General features: G+C 70.9%; 22 protein-coding genes. 4 read left to right on the top strand and 18 right to left on the bottom strand.

Annotated elements, in window-relative coordinates:
* Window positions 1-15 precede the first annotated feature (15 nt).
* The 3 genes from RZO50_RS04735 to RZO50_RS04725 are packed head-to-tail and all read right to left on the bottom strand — an operon-like array spanning window position 16 to window position 3,304.
* Window positions 16-1,038, bottom strand: coding sequence for an alpha-ketoacid dehydrogenase subunit beta (locus tag RZO50_RS04735; protein ID WP_322598526.1), 1,023 nt, complete (start codon window positions 1,036-1,038; stop codon window positions 16-18).
* A complete protein-coding gene (locus tag RZO50_RS04730) occupies window positions 1,035-2,189 on the bottom strand; it encodes a thiamine pyrophosphate-dependent dehydrogenase E1 component subunit alpha (RefSeq protein WP_322598525.1) in 1,155 nt (384 codons plus the stop codon). The genes RZO50_RS04735 and RZO50_RS04730 overlap by 4 nt, the downstream gene beginning before the upstream one ends.
* A complete protein-coding gene (locus tag RZO50_RS04725; RefSeq protein WP_322598524.1) occupies window positions 2,186-3,304 on the bottom strand; it encodes a histidinol-phosphate transaminase in 1,119 nt (372 codons plus the stop codon). Before RZO50_RS04725 ends, RZO50_RS04730 begins: the two co-directional genes overlap by 4 nt.
* Before the next feature lie 63 nt (window positions 3,305-3,367).
* On the opposite strand from RZO50_RS04725, the gene RZO50_RS04720 reads away from it, so the two are divergent.
* Window positions 3,368-3,760 (top strand): phage holin family protein, encoded by a 393-nt coding sequence (locus tag RZO50_RS04720; protein ID WP_322598523.1) that lies wholly within the window; start codon window positions 3,368-3,370, stop codon window positions 3,758-3,760.
* Between the two features lie 22 nt (window positions 3,761-3,782).
* Here RZO50_RS04720 and RZO50_RS04715 read toward each other — a convergent pair whose 3' ends face one another.
* Window positions 3,783-5,111, bottom strand: coding sequence for a hypothetical protein (locus tag RZO50_RS04715; protein WP_322598522.1), 1,329 nt, complete (start codon window positions 5,109-5,111; stop codon window positions 3,783-3,785).
* Window positions 5,108-5,401 (bottom strand): hypothetical protein, encoded by a 294-nt coding sequence (locus tag RZO50_RS04710; protein WP_322598521.1) that lies wholly within the window; start codon window positions 5,399-5,401, stop codon window positions 5,108-5,110. The genes RZO50_RS04715 and RZO50_RS04710 overlap by 4 nt, the downstream gene beginning before the upstream one ends.
* Window positions 5,402-5,554: 153 nt before the next feature.
* Between RZO50_RS04710 and RZO50_RS04705 the strand changes: the two genes are divergently transcribed.
* Both RZO50_RS04705 and purB read left to right on the top strand, forming a co-directional pair.
* Complete coding sequence (locus RZO50_RS04705) at window positions 5,555-6,061, top strand: low molecular weight protein-tyrosine-phosphatase (RefSeq protein ID WP_322598520.1); 507 nt, start codon at window positions 5,555-5,557, stop codon at window positions 6,059-6,061.
* Window positions 6,062-6,097: 36 nt separating this feature from the next.
* The gene (purB, locus tag RZO50_RS04700) at window positions 6,098-7,486 is read left to right on the top strand and encodes an adenylosuccinate lyase (protein ID WP_322598519.1); all 1,389 of its coding nucleotides are present in this window, start codon (window positions 6,098-6,100) and stop codon (window positions 7,484-7,486) included.
* Between the two features lie 75 nt (window positions 7,487-7,561).
* Here purB and RZO50_RS04695 read toward each other — a convergent pair whose 3' ends face one another.
* From RZO50_RS04695 to RZO50_RS04685, 3 genes are all read right to left on the bottom strand, one after another.
* A complete protein-coding gene (locus RZO50_RS04695; RefSeq protein ID WP_322598518.1) occupies window positions 7,562-7,879 on the bottom strand; it encodes an amino acid transporter in 318 nt (105 codons plus the stop codon).
* Window positions 7,876-8,553 (bottom strand): acyl-CoA synthetase, encoded by a 678-nt coding sequence (locus tag RZO50_RS04690; protein WP_322598517.1) that lies wholly within the window; start codon window positions 8,551-8,553, stop codon window positions 7,876-7,878. The genes RZO50_RS04695 and RZO50_RS04690 overlap by 4 nt, the downstream gene beginning before the upstream one ends.
* Before the next feature lie 96 nt (window positions 8,554-8,649).
* On the bottom strand, window positions 8,650-9,150 hold the full coding sequence (locus RZO50_RS04685; protein ID WP_322598516.1) for a MarR family winged helix-turn-helix transcriptional regulator: 501 nt from the start codon (window positions 9,148-9,150) through the stop codon (window positions 8,650-8,652).
* A gap of 39 nt (window positions 9,151-9,189) precedes the next feature.
* Here RZO50_RS04685 and RZO50_RS04680 point away from each other — a divergent pair, with 39 nt between their 5' ends.
* A complete protein-coding gene (locus RZO50_RS04680) occupies window positions 9,190-10,104 on the top strand; it encodes a DMT family transporter (protein ID WP_322598515.1) in 915 nt (304 codons plus the stop codon).
* A 6-nt stretch (window positions 10,105-10,110) separates the two neighbouring features.
* Here the strand turns inward: RZO50_RS04680 and RZO50_RS04675 are convergent, their stop codons facing one another.
* From RZO50_RS04675 to RZO50_RS04630, 10 genes are all read right to left on the bottom strand, one after another.
* The gene (locus RZO50_RS04675; protein WP_322598514.1) at window positions 10,111-11,334 is read right to left on the bottom strand and encodes a Dyp-type peroxidase; all 1,224 of its coding nucleotides are present in this window, start codon (window positions 11,332-11,334) and stop codon (window positions 10,111-10,113) included.
* Complete coding sequence (locus RZO50_RS04670) at window positions 11,334-11,906, bottom strand: copper chaperone PCu(A)C (RefSeq protein ID WP_322598513.1); 573 nt, start codon at window positions 11,904-11,906, stop codon at window positions 11,334-11,336. Before RZO50_RS04670 ends, RZO50_RS04675 begins: the two co-directional genes overlap by 1 nt.
* A 28-nt stretch (window positions 11,907-11,934) precedes the next feature.
* A complete protein-coding gene (locus tag RZO50_RS04665; protein ID WP_322598512.1) occupies window positions 11,935-12,537 on the bottom strand; it encodes a copper resistance CopC family protein in 603 nt (200 codons plus the stop codon).
* A gap of 91 nt (window positions 12,538-12,628) precedes the next feature.
* Window positions 12,629-13,237 (bottom strand): hypothetical protein, encoded by a 609-nt coding sequence (locus RZO50_RS04660; RefSeq protein ID WP_322598511.1) that lies wholly within the window; start codon window positions 13,235-13,237, stop codon window positions 12,629-12,631.
* Window positions 13,238-13,295: 58 nt separating this feature from the next.
* On the bottom strand, window positions 13,296-14,159 hold the full coding sequence (locus RZO50_RS04655; RefSeq protein ID WP_322598510.1) for a MurR/RpiR family transcriptional regulator: 864 nt from the start codon (window positions 14,157-14,159) through the stop codon (window positions 13,296-13,298).
* Entirely contained in the window at window positions 14,137-14,985 is an 849-nt protein-coding gene (phnE, locus tag RZO50_RS04650; RefSeq protein WP_322598509.1) for a phosphonate ABC transporter, permease protein PhnE, read from the bottom strand. Before phnE (RZO50_RS04650) ends, RZO50_RS04655 begins: the two co-directional genes overlap by 23 nt.
* The gene (gene phnE, locus RZO50_RS04645; protein ID WP_322598508.1) at window positions 14,982-15,785 is read right to left on the bottom strand and encodes a phosphonate ABC transporter, permease protein PhnE; all 804 of its coding nucleotides are present in this window, start codon (window positions 15,783-15,785) and stop codon (window positions 14,982-14,984) included. The genes phnE (RZO50_RS04650) and phnE (RZO50_RS04645) overlap by 4 nt, the downstream gene beginning before the upstream one ends.
* A 1-nt stretch (window position 15,786) precedes the next feature.
* Window positions 15,787-16,608, bottom strand: coding sequence for a phosphonate ABC transporter ATP-binding protein (phnC, locus tag RZO50_RS04640; protein ID WP_322598507.1), 822 nt, complete (start codon window positions 16,606-16,608; stop codon window positions 15,787-15,789).
* A 22-nt stretch (window positions 16,609-16,630) separates the two neighbouring features.
* Complete coding sequence (gene phnD / locus RZO50_RS04635; protein ID WP_322598506.1) at window positions 16,631-17,647, bottom strand: phosphate/phosphite/phosphonate ABC transporter substrate-binding protein; 1,017 nt, start codon at window positions 17,645-17,647, stop codon at window positions 16,631-16,633.
* A gap of 35 nt (window positions 17,648-17,682) precedes the next feature.
* On the bottom strand, window positions 17,683-18,366 hold the full coding sequence (locus RZO50_RS04630) for an HAD family hydrolase (protein WP_322598505.1): 684 nt from the start codon (window positions 18,364-18,366) through the stop codon (window positions 17,683-17,685).
* Between the last annotated feature and the right edge of the window lie 191 nt (window positions 18,367-18,557).

Genomic DNA, 18,557 nt, shown 5'->3' with positions numbered 1-18,557 from the left:
CCTCTGGTCGGGGTGTCAGTAGGCGAGGGCGCGGTCGACGGCCTCGAGGATGCGGTCCGGATCGGGCAGGTAGACGCCCTCGAGCTTGGCGGCCGGGAAGGGCGTGTCGAACCCCGAGACGCGGAGGACCGGGGCCTCGAGCGCGTAGAACGCCTTCTCGGTGACGGTCGCGGCGATCTCCGATCCGAGGCTCACGAAGCCGGGGGCTTCCTGCGCATAGACCATGCGACCGGTGCGCCGCACCGACTCCAGGAGCGGGCCGTAGTCCACGGGCGACAGCGAGCGCAGGTCGACGACCTCGCAGCTCGTGCCTTCCGACTCGGCGAGCGCGGCGGCCTGCAGAAGCGTCGTGACCATCGCCCCGTGGCCGACGAGCGTGACGTCGGTCCCCCGCCGGACCACGCGCGAGGCGTGCAACGGCACCGCGGGCGCCGCAAGGTCGACCTCGCCCTTCTGCCAGTACCGCGCCTTCGGTTCGAGGAAGACCACGGGGTCGGGCGAGGCGATCGCCTCCTGGATCATCCAGTAGGCGTCATTCGGCGTCGACGGACTCACCACCCGCAGTCCGGGGGTGTGGGCGAAGTAGGTCTCGGGCGACTCCTGATGGTGCTCGACCGCCCCGATATGACCGCCGTACGGGATGCGGATCACGACGGGCATCTGCACGGCACCCTCGTGACGATTGGTGATCTTCGCCAACTGCGTGGTGATCTGGTCGAAGGCGGGGAAGACGAAGCCGTCGAACTGGATCTCGATCACGGGGCGGAACCCGCCCATGGCCAGTCCGATCGCGGTGCCGACGATGCCGGATTCCGCGAGCGGGGTGTCGAGCACCCGACGCTCGCCGAACTCCGCCTGCAGCCCCTCGGTGACGCGGAACACACCACCCAGGCGTCCGATGTCCTCGCCCATGAGCAGGACCCGGTCACTGGCGCTCATCGCCGCGCGCAGTCCGGCGTTGAGCGCCTTGGCGATCGGCATCGTCGCCGTCGTGGGTGCGTCGGCGGACGCCGCAGCGGTGGCGATATCGGCGCTCATCGGTCGCCTCCCTGGAACGAGGCCTCGTAGGCGGCGAGCCATTCGCGTTGCTCGGCGATCACCGGATGGTCGGCCGAATAGACGTGGGTGAACATCGAATCCGCCTCTATGCCGCCCAGGGCATTCGTGCGCACGCGGGTGTCGTCCGCGACGCTCTTCGCCTCGTCGTCGACGTCGGCGAAGAAGGCGTCCGAGGCGCCGCGCCCTTGGAGATACGCGCGCATGCGGGCGATCGGGTCGCGGCGAGCCCACGATTGCTCTTCGTCCGAGGTGCGGTACTTGGTCGGGTCGTCGCTGGTGGTGTGCGCACCCATCCGGTAGGTGAGCGCTTCGATCGCACGGGGGCCGGCACCGCCGCGTGCCTCGTCGAGGGCTTTCCGTGTCACGGCGTAGCTGGCGAGAACATCGTTGCCGTCGACCTGCACGCTGGGGATGCCGTAGCCGGTTCCGCGTCGGACCAGCGGTGCGCGCGACTGGGTGGCCACCGGCACGGAGATCGCCCAGTGGTTGTTCTGCAGGAAGAACACCTCCGGGGCGCCGTAGCTCGCCGCGAAGACCATCGCCTCGTGCACGTCCCCCTGGCTGGAGGCGCCGTCGCCGTAGTACACCATGACCGCTTCGTCGCGTTCGGGGTCGCCGGTGCCGCACTTCCCGTCGAAGACCATCCCCATGCCGAGGCCGGTCGCGTGGAGGGTCTGCGCACCGAGGACGAGCGTGTAGATGTGGGTGTTGCCGTTCTTGGGGTCGGTGGGATCCCAACCGCCGTGGGTGAGCCCGCGCATGAGGCGGATGATGTCGACGGGATCGACGCCGCGTATGCGGCAGACGGCATGCTCCCGGTAGGACGGGAAGAGGTGGTCCTGCGGGCGCGCGGCGCGCGCCGAACCGACTTGAGCGGCCTCCTGCCCGAAGCTCGGGGGCCACAGGGCCAGCTGCCCCTGGCGCTGCAGGTGCGTGGCCTGCTGATCGAAAGCGCGGATGACGGCCATGTCTCGGTAGAACGTCTCGAGATCGGCGTCGGCGAGAGCCTCGACGTAGGGGAGGTACTCCTCGGCGGCGGCGCTCGGGGCGAACGATCCGCCGGCGTCGAGCAGACGCACGACGTCGGGGTGTTCGGACGAGCCGTGTGCAGGCGCTTCGGGCGTGGTCACCGTTCTACGCTAGCCCGCCGCCCGGGGTGGCCCGCTGGGAGATCCTCGACAACGGATGCGGCGATGCGTAGGACCTTCTCGACAGATTCCTCTTCTCCGACGGAGATCCGGATGCCGTCACCGGCGAAGGGCCGCACGATGAGCCCGGCGTCCTCGAACGCCGTCGCGATCGAGACCGAATCCGCTCCGGCCGGCAGCCACACGAAGTTCCCCTGCGCCTGCGGCACGCGCCAGCCGGTCTCGCGAAGCGCCGCGGCCAGGCGATCGCGCCGCTCGGCGATCACGGCCACGCGTTCGCGCAGCTCGTCCTCGAGCTCGAGGCTCGCGATCGCCGCGACCTCCGATTGCCCCGTCACCGAAAGCGGGATCGCGGTGCTGCGCGCCGCATCCAGGACCCGCGCGTGCCCGAGGGCGTAGCCGACGCGGAGGCCGGCCAGCCCGAACGCCTTCGAGAACGTCCGCAGGACGACGACGTTGGGTCGCTCCGCGGCGAGGATGCGGGTGCCGTCGACCGCGTCGGGATCGGTGACGAACTCGGCGTAGGCCTCGTCGAGGATGATCAGCAGATCGTCGGGGACCCGGGCGACGAAGGCATCGAAATCGGCCTGTGTCACGATCGGTCCGGTGGGGTTGTTCGGCGAGCAGACGATGACCGCGCGCGTGCGCGGGCTGACCGCATCGGCCATGGCGTCGAGATCGTGCCGGGCGTCATCGGTGAGCGGCACCTGCACGCCGGTCGCTCCGGCGAGGACGGTCAGCCAGGGATAGGCCTCGAACGAGCGCCACGCGTAGATCACCTCATCGCCGGGTGTCGAGACGGCCTGCACGAGCTGGGCGAGGATCGACACGCTCCCGGCGCCGATGTGCACGCGCGAGACATCCACGTCGTAGCGCGCCGCGAGGCGCTCGCGCAGCAGGGTGGCCGCGGCATCCGGGTAGCGGTTCACGCCGACCGATTCGCGCAGGACCTCCACGACGCCGGGCAGCGGGTCGAACGGGTTCTCGTTGCTCGAGAGCTTGTATGCGTCGGCGCCGGCCTGCCGCCCCTGCTTGTAGGGCGGGAGCGCGGCGATCTCGGCGCGGACGCGGACGGGGATGTCGGAGGCGTCGGTCACGGCCCGAGTCTAGAGCCCGCGCCCTGTCGAGCGGGGGCGCGCACGTGGGAGACTGGGCACACTATGGGCTTCCTGCTTCGAGTCGTCGTCAACGCGTTCGCCATCTGGATCGTGACCCTCATCCCCGCCCTGGGCGTGAGCGTGATCGCCTTCGAGCCTGGCGAGACCCTTCAGCTCGTGCTGACGCTGCTGCTGGTCGCGGCCGTGTTCGCACTGGTGAACACCATCATCGGCACGGTGATCAAGGTGCTCGCCTTCCCGATCTACATCCTCACCCTGGGGCTGATCGGCCTGGTCATCAACGGCTTCCTGCTGTGGCTGACGGCGTGGATCACCGGATTCTGGAACTTCGGGCTGCGCGTCGAGGACTTCTGGTGGGGCGTTGTCGCTGCCATCGTGATCTCGCTCATCAACTGGATCGCCGGCATCATCCTGCGCCCGAGCGACAAGCGCTGATCCCCCGCCGACAGCGCGCGGGTCAGCTCCCACCCCCGCCGCCGGAACGCTCCGCCCGCCGATGGGCGCTGTACTCGAACACCTCCACGGCATCCGCCTCGGCGAGCATGTCGACGAGGTCGTGCACACCGTCCACGCGCGGGTCGTCGCTGCCGTCGACGGGTGCCGCCGTCTCGACATACGCCGCCATGTCGTGTGCGGGCATCGTGACGTCGTCGAGGCCCGCGTCCGGGTCGGCACTGCGCTCCACGACGAAGCTCCCGGGAGCCCCGACCTCCTGCGCGTGCCCACCGCCGGAAAGGGCCGCCACGGGATCGTCGGTGTGCCGCACCGTCACCGCCAGCACATCGTCGCCGACGGCGGCGTGCACGGGGGAGCCGAACGTGACGAGGGTCCGCGTGTCGTAGGCCCCGTCCAGGGCGAGGTGCGAAATGATCATCGCCGCCTGCGAGTGCGCGGCGGTGTGCACGATGTCGCCGGGTCGGATGCCCGCGTCGGCCATCGCGGCGACCGTGGCATCGTACGAGGCCGAGCGCCGCCCGCTGTAGAGCTGGAGGTTCGAGCGATTGTCGAACGGCTGCGTGCCCCCGAGCGCCGCCGAGCGGGTTCCGGCGACGTACACGACATACTGTGCCGGCCTGCCTGCGAAGGTGTACTTCTCGATGCGCACCTGGGCCGATCCGGCGGGCATACGCGAGGCGAGGTCGGCGAACGACCGCGGCGCGCCGACGGGCCCACCGGTGGGGGAGAGGCGGTGCACCGTCACCGCCGAGGGCGGACCGCTCAGCCCCGCCCCGGCCGGCACACGGCCGAACCCCGCGCCGCGGAGGCCGTGGGTGAGGGTGCCGAGAAGGATCCCCGCCGCGGCATACGGGCTGAGCAGCGCGCCGGTCGTCTGGCCCTGGGTGATCATGTCACTCGGCCACAGGAGGGTGTGGCGGGCGACGAGGAGCGCCGCGCTGAACGCGGCCTCGGGATGATCGCCGTGCAGCGCGCGTATCCGCCGCTCGATCAACCCCACCGCGCTGTCGTTCCCGGCGAGCTGGGCGGCACGACGCTCGGCCCAGAGTTCGACCGTCTCGTAGATCGCCGCGGCCTCGCGCAGCCGCGCCGCCACCTCCCGCGCACCCTGCGCGCGCTCGCCCGTCTGCGCGTGCACCACGTCGATGTCGTACGCGATGCGCTGCGAGGTCGCGGGCCCCGCCGCCAGATCGCCACCGGCCGAGACGAGCAGCGCGACGACGTCGTCGAGTTCGGCACCGAGCCGGTCGAAGCCGCGCGCGGCGTCGCGGAGGGTCTCGGTGTCGACGGCGACCGCGCCGCCGGCCGAGATGTCGAGGTCGTCGCTCATCCACGCTCCGACGCCTCATGCAGGCGGGACGCCTGCGCACCGACCTCGTAGCGGAGCGCTTCGACCTGGGCCGCCCCGCCCGCGACGTCGTCGCACCACCGTTCCGCCGCGCCGCGGAAACCCTCACCGCCACGCGAACGCCACGACGTCTCCTCTGCGAGGCGAAAGGCATCGGTCTCGACCTGTCGCAGACGGTCCACGGCCAGCGCCAACCGCCGCTCGGCGCGTTCCGCGGCTTCGACCTGGGCCGCGCCGGCGACGAGCGCGGGGGAGAGGATCATGCTCGTCATGACTCCACCGTGGATGCGCGGGAGCGCGCCCGGTTCCGCGCCCGGGCCGTCTGCGGACAACCACGCCCCGCCCGGCCGATGGGGAGGAGGAGAAGCGGATGCCGGTATCCGCCTCTTGCGCGGAGGGCGAGTCGTGCACGCACAATGGGAGCCATGAGCGCGAACGTGACCGAACCGTTCCGCGTCGTCTTCGTCTGCACCGGCAACATCTGCCGTTCCCCCATGGCCGACGTCGTGTTCCGCTGGTTCGCGGAGCAGGCCGGGCTGAGTGATCGTGTGGTCTCGACGAGCGCGGGCACGGGGGAGTGGCATGTCGGGGAACAGGCCGACCACCGCACCCTCGACGCCCTCGAACGGAAGGGGTACGACGGGTCCAAGCACCGCGCGCGCCAGTTCACCCGCGAGGACTTCGAGCGCAACGACCTCATCGTCGCGCTGGACCGCAGCCACGAGCGCATCCTCCACGAGTGGGCCCTGAGCGAGGGCGACACCGACAAGCTGGCGCTGCTGATGTCGTTCGAGGCCGATGCGCACACGCTCGACGTCCCGGACCCGTACTACGGGGGTCCCCCGATGTTCGACGACGTGCTGACTATGATCGAGGGTGCGAGCCGGGCGCTCTTCCGGCAGCTCGAACCCGCCATCCGACCGGTGCACTGACACCGGTCGCCTCACGCGCGACGACGGGAGTCTCCGGTGTCCTCTCTGCCCGACCAGCCCCTCAGCCCGCTCGACGGCCGCTACCGCGCCGCCGTCGCACCGCTGTCCGACTTCCTCTCCGAGGCGGGCCTGAACCGAGCTCGCGTCGAGGTCGAGGTCGAATGGCTCATCGCGCTCACCGACCGATCGCTGTTCGGCACCTCGCCCCTCGACGACGATGACAAGGCCGGCCTTCGCGCGCTCTACCGCGACTTCGGTGCGGACGAGATCGCGTGGCTCGGCGAGAAGGAGCGGGTGACGCGCCACGACGTCAAAGCCGTCGAGTACCTCGTCCGCGACCGCCTCGAGCGCCTCGGCCTGGCCGGCATCGCCGAGCTGACCCACTTCGCGTGCACCAGCGAAGACATCAACTCGACCGCATACGCCCTCACCGTGCAGCGCGCCGTGACGCAGGTGTGGTTGCCGAAGCTTCGCACGGTGATCGCAACGCTCGAGACCCTCGCCGTCGAGCACCGCGACGCGGCGATGCTGTCGCGCACGCACGGCCAGCCGGCCACGCCGTCGACGATGGGCAAGGAGCTCGCCGTGTTCGCCTGGCGTCTGCAGCGAGTGGCCGATCAGATCGAGGGTGGGGATTTCCTCGCGAAGTTCTCCGGCGCCACCGGGACGTGGTCGGCGCACCTGGCGGCGCAGCCGGATGTCGACTGGCCGGAGCTGTCCCGCTCGTTCATCGAGGGGCTCGACATCGGATTCAACGTCCTCACCACCCAGATCGAATCGCACGACTGGCAGGTCGAGCTCTACGACCGGGTGCGTCATGCCGGCGGCATCCTGCACAACCTCGCCACGGACGTGTGGACCTACATCTCGCTCGGGTTCTTCGCGCAGATCCCGGTGGCCGGTGCGACGGGGTCATCCACCATGCCGCACAAGATCAACCCGATCCGGTTCGAGAACGCCGAGGCGAATCTCGAGATCGCCGGTGGCCTGTTCGGCACCCTCGCCCAGACGCTCGTGACCAGCCGCATGCAGCGCGATCTGACCGACTCGACGACGCAGCGCAACATCGGCGTCGCGTTCGGTCACTCGCTGCTGGCGCTGGACAACCTCGAGCGCGGCCTCGGCGAGATCTCGCTGTCGCAGCATGTGCTGGATGCCGACCTCGACGCGAACTGGGAGGTGCTGGCCGAGGCGATTCAGACCGTCGTTCGCGCCGAGATCACCGCCGGCCGCTCGCAGATCTCCGACCCGTACGCGCTGCTGAAGGAACTCACCCGCGGTCGCCGCGTGGGCGCGGCCGAACTGGCCGAGTTCGTGCGCGGACTCGACATCGGCGACGACGCGAAGGAGCGGCTCATCGCGCTCACCCCGGGCGGCTACACCGGCCTGGCGTCATCCCTCGTCGACGTCGTCGCGTCGCGCTGACCCCGGGCCGCCGCCCGGGCCGCGGGATCGGGCGGCGCACGCTCGGCGCGGCCGGCGGATGCGCGCGGGACGCGATCAGGACGCGGAGGGCTTGTCGGGCTCGGGTGCGTCCGGCTCCGCCGGGAGGAGGACGGGACGGTCGACGGGCTTGTCCATCTCGGCGGGGTCCACGGCCAGGAGCAGCAGAGCGACGATCAGCAACGTCGCGATGAAGCTGACGCCGGCGACGACGAGGGCGACGACGATCGCGCGCTGATGGTCTTCGGCCGGGAGGGCCTGGAAGAAGCCCATCGACACGAGGGCGACGCCCCCCGCGAAGGCGGCGGCGACGAAGGCGAGCCCGAGGAGTTGGACCGGCTTGAGCAGGTCACGGCGAGTCGGCTTGTCAGTCACGCGTCAGCGCCCTTCTGCTCGGCGGCACGGGAGTCATCGGCCGTCTCGGTCGCCTCGGCCGGTGCGCTCTTCGGGCGGGGGCTCGCCCCGGCGATCCCGAGGTGCACCGCAACGATGGCGGTGTAGAAGCCCAGCACGCCGACGGCGATGATGGTGCCGGTCAGCTCGAACGTTCCGGCTTCGTCGATCGTGTAGGTGAGGGAGTAGTCGGGCGAGACCAGCACGGTCGCCACCGCGAAGACGAGGGTGATCGCGCCGGTGACCAGCGCATCCCGCGCCTCGGTGCGGCTGGGGATGCCGGCGCCGTCGGTGCGGTGGGCGCGGATGCCGGCGATGAGCTCGACCAGGCCGGTCAGCACCGCCCAGGCGATCACGACGACGAAGAACAGGGCCGTGGACCGCCACGGCGGGATGCCCGCGGCCATGCCGGCGGCGGCGCAGAGCAGGCCGAGCAGCACCGAGGGCCACCGGGAGCCCGCCGGGTAGACCAGCCAGGCGGCGGCCAGGTGCACCAGCGCCGTCGCGAGGGTGAAGCCGCTGAAGACGGCGAGTCCCACGGCGGCGGAGTGGTCGCTCGAGAAGGTGATCATCACCGCGGCAATCGCCGCGAAGACGGCGCGGGCGACCTGCACGTGGCGCACCTCGAAGGCGCGCGGAGACGGGGTTGCGGTCACGATGATTCCTGTGGAGGGGGTCCTGGCGGCAGGACGGGATGCCTCCAGTTTAGGTCGTCGGCCCTGAGGGGGTGCTCCACACCCGTCTGGCCGGCCTCAATCCTGGCCGATCGCGTGCAACCACCGCCGGAGGAGATCCTCCAGCCGCGAGCGGTCCTCCTCATCCAAGCCGGCAAGCAGTCGCTGCTCGTTGCGCATATGGGCGGCGAAGGCATCATCGATCACGCGTCGGCCGGCGTCGGTCAGGGCGACCACCCGTCCGCGCCCATCGGACGCGCTGGTGCGCCGGGCGACCAGGCCGGCGGTCTCGAGCCGGTCGAGACGTTTGGTGACCGCACCGGTGGTGACCATGGTGTGGCGCGCCAGTTCGCCGGGTGCGAGTTCGAACGGGTCACCGTTCCGGCGCAGCGTGGCGAGGATGTCGAAGTCCCCCTCCCCGAGCCCGTGCTGCTCGTAGCCCGCGATCAGCTCACGCCGCAGCGCGTCCGACAGGCGGTGGAGGCGACCGAAGACCGCCTGGGGCGAGATGTCGAGGTCGGGTCGCTCGCGCCGCCATTGGGCTTGGATGCGGTCTACTCGGTCGGTCGTTCGGGCCACCCCTTCACTATACCTTCCACGGAAGCTATAGTAGCTTCCATGGAAGGTAAATGGTCATGGCGGTGGATCGGGGTCACCGCCGTCGCCCCGGTCAGCTGGGGCGCCACCTACTGGGTGACCCGCGAATTCCTCCCGGCCGACAGCCCCCTCTGGGGCGCCGCCCTGCGGGCACTCCCCGCCGGGATCCTGCTGCTCGCGTTCGCGCGCCGGCGCCCGATCGGGTCGGCCTGGTGGCGAGCCGCCGTGCTCGGTGCGCTGAACTTCGGCGGATTCTTCGTGCTCGTCTACGTCGCTGCGCAGTTGCTCCCGACCTCCCTCGCGGCCTCGATCATGGCGCTCGCCCCCGTCGCCCTCGCGGGCCTGGGGTGGATGCTGCTCGGCGCGCGGCCCACGGGGGCCGCCCTGACCGGCGCCGCGCTCGGGATCATCGGTGTCGTGCTGGTCGTCGGCCTGGCGACCAGCGTCGTCGACCCGCGTGGCGTCGCGGTCTCGCTCACCGCGCTCGCGATGTCGTCGCTCGGCGCCGTCCTGACCACCCGATGGCGCGAGGATGCGCCGATCATGGCCTCGACGGCGTGGCAGCTCACGATGGGAGGACTGATGCTCCTCGCCGCCGCCGCCGTCGTCGAGGGGGCACCGCCGCCGATGACGGCACCGAGCCTGCTGGCCTTCTCGTTCGTCGCGGTGGTCGCCACCGCCGTCGCCTTTCTCTGCTGGTTCGCCGGACTCCGCCGTCTCGCACCGGCGACGGTCGGGACGGTGGGTCTGCTGAACCCTGTCACGGGAATCGCCCTGGGCACGCTGGTCGCGGGCGAAACCCTCACCGCGCTTCAGCTCGCCGGGGCGGCGCTCGTCCTCGTCGGAATCGCGGTGGGCCGGCGCGAGAGCCGCCCCCGCCCTCGACCTGCCCTCTTACGACGAGCCGACGCGCGCCCCGACTGCATGACGCGGTGAGGAGACTCAGCCGAGGAGCGTCTCGCCGATGTAGCCGCCGTCGGCGCAGCCGGGCGGGACGGCGAACACCGCCGATCCGATCGGCGTGGTCCACTCGTTCAGCAGGTCCAATTCGTCCAGCCGTCGCTGGATCGGCGTGAACTGCTTGTCGATGTCCGCCTGGAACGACACGAAGATCATCCCCGAGTCCGACACCCGATCGCCGGTGGGCGGCTCGTCGTAGTTGTACGCACGACGGAAGATGCGCTGCGTGGCGTCGTCCGGGCGCGACCTCCGCATGTGGGAGAACTCCGGGATCACGGGGAACCCGATCGCCGTCGTCGCCTCGAAGTCCGGTTCGTCGTGCTCCTGTGTGCCCGTGAGGGGGGCGCCGTCGTGCAGGTAGCGACCCACCGACTGCTCGCGACCGGGACGATCGAGTCGGTCCCACGTGTCCAGATCCATCTGGATGCGCCGCACGACCATGCCCGTGCCACCGGCCATCCACCCGTCGCCGTTCCAGACCACCGTGTCGAAGTCGGCGGTCCCCGGCGTCGGATTGGCTGTGCCGTCGACCTGACCGAAGAGGTTCCGCATCGTCGTCCCCGGTGCCACCGAGCCGTATGCCCTGCGGAATCCGTGCTGCATCCACTTCACCGCGGTGAAGCTCCGAGCATCCTTCAGCAGCATCCGTGTCGCGTGGGCGACGGTGGTGGGATCGTCGCCGGCGAACTGGATGAGCAGGTCACCGTCGCTGAACTGCGGTTGCAGCCGGTCGATGCCGAACGCCGGCAACGGGGCGAGCCAGGCCGGGGCGGATCCGCCGGCGCGCGCGACGAACCGAGGGCCGAAGCCGAAGGTCACCGTCAAGCGCGCCGGCGGGCTCGCCATCTCGGGTTCGGAGTCCGCGAGGGCCGGCTCACCCTGCGTCAGGCGCGCGGCATCATCGGTGAGAATCCGCATGAGTCGGCGCAACCCGTCGCGGTCGACGTCGTCCCGGAGGGTGAGGGCGACGAAGGTCCCGTGCGCTTGCGCGTCGGTGTCGATACCCGCCTGGTGCGCACCGTGGAAGGGTACGACGGCGTCGCTGTTGAGGGGTACCGAGGGCGGCTCGGCAGAGGATTCGTTCGTGGAAAGGGCGAGGTCGACGCCGATTGCTGCGGCGGCGCCGACACCGGCGACAGCCCCTCCGAGGAGGAACTGCCGCCGGGTCGAGCCGGATCGGCGCCCGCCCGAGTCGGGCGCGGCCATCAGTGGTCGTGGTCGGAGTGGTCGTCCGACTCGTCCATGTCCATCTCGGAGTCGTCGCCGACGTAGTTCTCGTTGGCGCCCGAGTAGTCCTTGACCGGGGCGGTGAACTCGGCGGTCGAGTCGTCCGCGAAGGTCAGCGTGAAGGAGACCTCGTCGCCGGCGACGAGGGGCTCCTCGAGGCCCATCAACATGATGTGGCTGCCGCCGGGCTCCAGCGTGTACGCGCCGTCCGCGGGCACGACGAAGCCGCCGTCGATCTCCTGCATGACCATCTCGCCGGCCTCGTCGGCGACGGTCTCGTGCAGCTCGATCATCGGCGACGCGTCCGTCGAGACCGCGACGACGACGACGTCCTCGCCGGACGCGTTCTCGAGCTCGCCGAAGGCCGCAGACATACCGGACTCGGCGGCCTTGACCCATGCGTCGCTGATCGAGAAGGCCTCGGCTTGGGTGGCGGTCTCGGTGTCCGCGGCGGGTTCAGCGGTCGGCGAGGCGCAGCCGGCGAGCACGAGGGCGCTCGCGGCGAGAAGGGCGCCGAGGCGGATCGCGGTGCGGGTGGGGGTGTTGTTCACAGGGTGTCCTTTCTGATGCGGCGACGGCTCACGGCGCGTCGCCGGTGCCGGCTCCCCGCCGGCGAATGAGGGAGAGGAGGGCGAAGGCGGCGACCGCGAGGGCCGCGCCTCCCGCCCCGATGAGCACGAGACGCATGGCGCCCGCGCTTTCCTGTGTGCTCTGACCCGATGCGGACGTGTACGCATCGGAGGTGTCGTCCGTGGCGCCTTCCGCGGCGGCCGATGGCGCCTCGCGCTCGAGGGGCGACGCGTCGCCGATCGTGAACGGGACGAACCCGCTGATCGGGTGTCCGTCCTCGGAGACGACCCGCCAGCGGATCTCGTATCCCGCTTCCGGCATATCTGGCGTGAGCGTCACCGTCACGACGTTGTCGCGCCGCTCCGGTTCGCCGTCGACCCAGTCGTTCCCGTCGGCATCGGCGACGACGACGGCGGCGCCCATCGGGAGGATCTCGCCCGAGAAGGTGAGGGTCACCGTCTCGGGCGCGACGGCGAGCTGGTCGCCCTCGGCGGGATCGCTCGAGATCAGCTCGTCGTGCGCGGCCGCGGGGGCCGCGACGACGAAGACCGATCCGAGCGCCAGGCTCGCCACGAAGGTCGCGGTGGCGAGACGCGTGCGGATGCGGAGCATCGACGACGCCCTTCTGCGCGCGGTGCGCGCGAGTACTCCGCCCGGCGTGGCCGGGCGCGGACGAACCGACGCCAGCGGGCGTCGGCGAGGGTCAGAGCACTCGGAAGGCGGGTGGGCCTCGGCGGCGCAGCGGCGCGAGTCGAGGGGCGTCGTCGACCGACCAGGAGGCGACGGTGGAGACCGGCGCGCGAGGCGCATCCGGAAGCGAGGACGGGGGCGGGGTGGGCAGCGCCCGACGGAACCAGTCGGTGATCTCGGCGGCCAGCCCGCCCAGCGCGGCGATGAGACGCTCGCCCCGGTACACGGCCACGACCGTCACGACGCCCGCGACGAGGTGCCACCCCCACATCACCGAATCGGCATACAGTGCGGCGGTCGCCCCCTCGGACAGGGGCGCGAGCGTGACGGCAGCGTGCTGGTGGTGACCACCGGCGACGGCGCCGGCGTCGGCGGCGCCGAGCACGAACAGCACGTGGAACAGCACCTGGCTCAGCAGCACCGACAGCGACAGGCGGATCAGAGACAGCCGTCGCCCGGCGAGAAGGGTGCAGGCGAACACCGACAGCACCCAGGGCACGGCGATTCCCAGCCACCCGGGCATCGCGCCGCCACCGGCGACGTGCGACAGCAGGGCGACGAACGTGGCGACGGATGCGGCGACGACGCCACGGGCGACACGAGGTGCCCGTGACTGACGCATGACGCCCATCCTCTCACCTGCCGACCGAGGGGACATCACCCGGCCGGCGAACGGAAGGTCATTCGTCCAGGGAGTGGCCGAGCACCGACAGGGTCGCCGAACGCGCGTCGCGCCCCTGCTCCCCCCGTCGCGCCACGACCAGCCCCACGAGCGACTCCGTGACGAGCATCAGCGCGGCGCGGGAGGCGTGTTCCAGCTCCTCGCGGAACGACCCCCGCACCGGGGGCACCACGAGCGCCACGTCGGCCGACTCCGCGACCGCCGACCGTGCGAACGAGGTCACGGCGAGGACGCGCGCTCCACTCTCGCGGGCCGCCGCCATGACGGCCAGGGTCGCGCGGTTCACCCCGGATCCGGAGATCACCACGCAGACCGACGCGGCACCGAGCTGACGCGCCGCGATCTCCTGACCGAGGGCATCGGGCAGGTACTCCGCGGGCCGACCGGCGGCCGTCAGGCGAAGGACCAGGTCGAGCCCGAGCGGGGCGGACAGACCGTTGGCGGCGACCAGCACACGACTCGCGGTATCGAGCGAGCCGACGAAGTCCTCGAGCTGCCCATCCGTGAGGGCGCTGACGGTGTGCGGAAGTCGGGCGCTGAACGCCTCCACCTCGGCGCGCAAAGACCCGAGCATCGACCCGTCGCCCGCACCGTCGGACGGTGCCGGACCCGATGCCAGTTCGCGAGCCAGCGCGACGCGCAACTGCGGATACCCGTCGTAGCCGAGCGTCTGCGCCGTGCGGATCACCGTGGCACGGCCCACACCCACGATCTCCGCGAGCTCCTGCGCCGACCGGTCGATGGCCGACTCGATGTCGGCGGCGATCGCCTCGGCGACCCGGCGTTCGCTCGGCTGCATCGACGGGGCCAGAGCGGCCACGCGTGCGCTCGGCGGCGCGTCAGAGGATCCGGCCCAGGTCACGCGTGCCCGCTCCCTCCATGATCCGGCGTCGGATCGCGCCGGAGATCGCATCCATCACCATCGTCGCGGCGACCACGACGATCAGGAGCATGCCGACCGTATCCCACTCCCGGAAGTTGGTGTAGTTCGACAGCATGTTGCCGATGCCGCCGGCACCGATGAGGCCGAGGACGGCGGAGGTGCGGATGTTGATCTCGAAGCGGTACAGCGCGAACGACATCAGTCCGGGAGCCGCAGCCGGCCACAGGGCCCATCGGGCGATCTCGGCCGCGCTCCCGCCGGCGGCACGCACCGCATCCGACGCGCCCTCCTGCACCGATTCGATCGTCTCGTACGTCCATTTGCCCTGCGTCCCGATGCCGGCCAGCCCCAGCGCGAGCGCGCCGGTGAAGGGCGTCAGCCCCGTGACGGTCAGCAGGATCAGCGCGATCACGACCTCGGGCACCGCCCGGATGACCGCGAACAGGCCGCGCAGGGGGATTCGCACCCATGACGGTCCCACCCCGCGTGCGGCGAGCATCCCGAGGGGAATCGAGAACAGGACGCACAGGATGGCGCCCAGCCACGCCATCGAGATGGAGCGCCATGTCTCGACCAGGGCGCGCGGGAGCTTCTCCCAGTTGGGGTCGACGAACATCAGCGTGCCGTAGTGCCAGACCTCGCCGGGGATCGCCAGAAGGTCTTCCCACGACACATCCAGCCCCGCCGTGGACAGCAGCACCACGGCGCCGACGACGACCGCCGTGAGGGTCGGGACGAGCTTCGACGGTTTCGGCGGGACGGCCAGCGCGGCCCGGGTGGCAGAGGCGGGGGCGGTGAGGGTCATACGAGCCTCCGTCGCAGGAAGTTCGAGAACCACTCGATCGCGATGACGACGACGAGGATCTCGAGGATGATGATCGCCACGTCGTCGTAGGCGAAGAACGCCCGTCGCTCGTCGAGCAGCCGGCCGACACCGCCCGCCCCGACGATGCCGAGGATCGCGGAGATGCGGACGTTCAGTTCCAGGGCGTACAGCCACTGGTTCGCGAACAGCGGCCACGACTGCGGCAGCGCGGTCACGCGGTTGATCTGGCTCTGCGTGCCCCCGGCGGCACGGCCGGCCTCCATATAGGGATGGTCGGCCGAGTCGATGGCCTCGGAGACGAGCTTGACGACGATGCCGATGTCGAACAGGAACAGCGTGAGCAGGCCCGGGAGGGCCCCCACACCGACCATGGCGACGAGGATCGTCGCGTAGACGAGGTCGGGAACGGCACGGATGACGTTGATGACCGCGCGCACCAGCCGGCGCGTGACGCCGTTCGGGTTGGTCGGGCGCGCCGCCCACAAGGTCAGCGGCACCGAGACGACCACGGCGGCCGCGGCTCCCACGATCGCCATCTGCACCGTTTCGAGGACCGGCTCGATGGTGCGCGGCACGAACGAGAAGTCCGGCTGCAGAAGCTGCGCGACCTTGTCGGCGCCGTTCTGCCAGTTCTTCGCGATCGCGCCGAAGTCGAGCTCCACCCCGCCGATGGCGGGAAGACAGGTGGCGACCGTGAAAGCGGTGAACGCCAGCGCGATCAGGGCCACCCGCACCCGTTGCGTCGGCTTGGGCGGGATCCGCAGCGGCGTATCGGACATCTCAGGCCCCCATGCGGTCACGGGTCTGAATGGGGCGCCCGTAGATCTGCTCGAAGTCGGCGTCGGTGGCCTCGGCGGCGGGTCCGTCGTACACCAGCTCCCCGTTGCGCAGTCCGATCATGCGGGTCGTGTACTGCCGCGCCAGGTCCATCAGGTGGATGTTCACCAGCACGGTCAGGCCCCGGTCGGCGTTGATGCGGCGCAGGTCGTCCATGACCGCGTGCGCCGTGGGCGGATCCAAGCTCGCCACCGGCTCATCGGCCAGCATGACCGCGGGCTCCTGGGTGAGTGCCCGCGCGATCGCGACCCGCTGCTTCTGACCACCCGACAGCGCGCCGGCGCGCATCCACACCTTCTCGAGCATGCCCACCGAGTCGAGGGCGGCGAGCGCGAGATCGCGGTCGCGGGCAGAGGTGAGGCCGAGCATCGTCCGGTAGGTCGGGGTGTGCGCGAAGCGACCGACGAGCACATTGCGATACACGCTCGTGCGCTCGGCGAGGTTGAACCCCTGGAAGATCATGCCGATATGGCCGCGGAGCTCACGGAGTCTGCGGCCGCGGAGCCCGGTGACCGTCGTGGGACCGACCGCGACGGTGCCGCCGCTCGGCTCAACGAGACCGTTGATGGTGCGGATCAGGGTCGACTTGCCGGATCCGGACAGCCCGACGATCGAGACCATCTCACCCGCGGCGATCTCGGTGGAGACGTTCTTCAGCGCCCGGGTTCCGTTCGGGTAGGTGACCGAGACGTCGGCGAGGCGGATGGACCACGGCGTGGAGGCCGGGGCGGACCCGACCTCCACGCGGTGCGTGTGATCACGCATGTGATGTGTGCTCCCGAAGGGATCAGCCGGCGAAGGTCGCGAGGACCTCGCCGTAGCGGTCGATCTCATCCTGCGCGGTCTCGGCGGTCCAGTCCGACAGACCGACGAGGTCGAACATGACCGTCGCGGCCTCCTCCGACGAGTCGGCGTACTCGTCCATGAGGGTCGTCAGTTCGGTCACGAGGTCGGCCGGCAGGCTCGGCGCCACCGCGACACCCCCGTTGGGGATCATGTCGGTGTAGGCGAACGCCACGACCTTCTCGGCGATGCCGGGCACCTCTTCGGTGACCGTCGTGCGCGCATCCCAGTACGCGAAGCCCACCTCGGCGTCGCCGTTGGCGACCGCGAGCACGGCGTTGTTGTTGCCCTCGACCGGAATCTGCGCGATGTCGGCGTCGGTGTCGATGCCTGCCTCGCGCATGGTCACGACCGGGTACTGGTAGCCGGCGGGGGAGGTGGCCGCCTGCAGGGCGACCTCGGTCCCCTCGTCGATCTTCGAGAAGGCCTCGATGGCTGCGGGGCCGCTGCCGGTGGCCGAAGCACCCGCTTCCTCGATGCCGTTGCAGTACGACAGCTCGATGCCGCTGGCGTCGTAGGTCGACATCACCGGCTCGTCGTCGCAGTACTTGTCGGGGTTGTTGGTCATCGCGACCGAGGCGTACGAGGTCGCGCCGAAACGCACATCCCGCAGGATCAACTCGGCGTCGTAGCGGTCGATGGCGTTGTACAGCGATCCGGCGTCGGTGATGATCACCTGCGCCTGATCGGCGCCGAGGGCCTCGACCGTGGCGGCGTAGTCGGTGGCCACCACGCCTTCCACCTCGATACCGAGGTTGTCGGAGAGGTAGGTCGTCAGCGGGTCGAGGGCTTCGGCGAGGTCCTCGCCCTCGACCGAGGGCACCAGCGAGATGGTGATCGACTCGGGCCAGGCGGCCTCGGTGTCGGACACGGCGGACGTGTCGGCGTCGGCCGTCGAGCAGCCGGCGAGGGCGAGCAGCACCGTGGCGGCGACGCTGGTGGCGAGAAGGCGAGTACGCATGTGGAACGGACCTTTCGGGATCGGGTGGTGAGGAATCAGGCGGTCGGGTGGGCAGGGGAGGAGGCGCATGCGGCGGCGGCCCAGGCGCGGAGGTCGTCGGAGAGGTCGGTCACCGTGCGGCCGCGCATCGTGGCAGGGAACGGCGAGGAGTCGCAGGTCGCGCCGACCAGGGCGGTGTCGGCACCGAGCTCGGCAGCGGGTGCCAGGTCGAACTCGGCGATGTCGCCGACCGACAGCACGGGGCCGTCCTGCTGGGCATGACGGATCACCGCGATCAGCCCGTCGGGCTTGCCGACGGTGAAGTGGGTGGCGGAGAAGAGCTCGGCGATCCCCCACTCGGCCAGCAGCTCGCGCACACCAGCGTCGGGGGCGTTGGTGGCCAGGACCAGCCGGACCCGGCTCGACAGGTCGCGCAGCAGGTCGGCGATGCCCTCGGGCGGCGCCACCGGCGCGGCGGGCGTGCCGAGCACGCGGCGACTCGTCTCGTACGCGGTGCGGATGTCGTCGGCGGCGACCCCGGCATCCTCGGCGACGGTCCCGACGGCGTGGTAGCCGTCGCGGTAGTCGGATCCGCCGGCTGCGAAGGAGGCGAGTTCCGCCTCGGCGCGGGCGAGCAGCCCGTCACCGGCGACCCCGGCGAGGGAGTGGGCGTAGGCGACGATGGGGCCGTCGCCGAGGGCGAGGGTTCCGTCGAGGTCGAAGACGATGGTGCCGGTCACGTGGATCCTTCCGACGCCCGTGTGGACGCTGCGTCCAAGATAGACGTGCTCTATGGACGGAATGCCCACCGGCAGGTGAACAACAGGTGACCAACCCTCCGACCGCCCGCGCGGGTCCGCTTCGGCAGCGGGGCGGTACCCGCAAGACGGGCATGAGAGCAGGGGTGGCGGCCCCGCCGTGGGCACGCACC

It is taken from the genome of Microbacterium xanthum (genome assembly GCF_034531355.1).
In the GTDB taxonomy this organism is placed as follows: domain Bacteria; phylum Actinomycetota; class Actinomycetes; order Actinomycetales; family Microbacteriaceae; genus Microbacterium; species Microbacterium xanthum.
The sequence above is the reverse complement of the archived record's forward strand: the minus strand, read 5'-3'. Positions and strand labels throughout refer to the sequence as shown.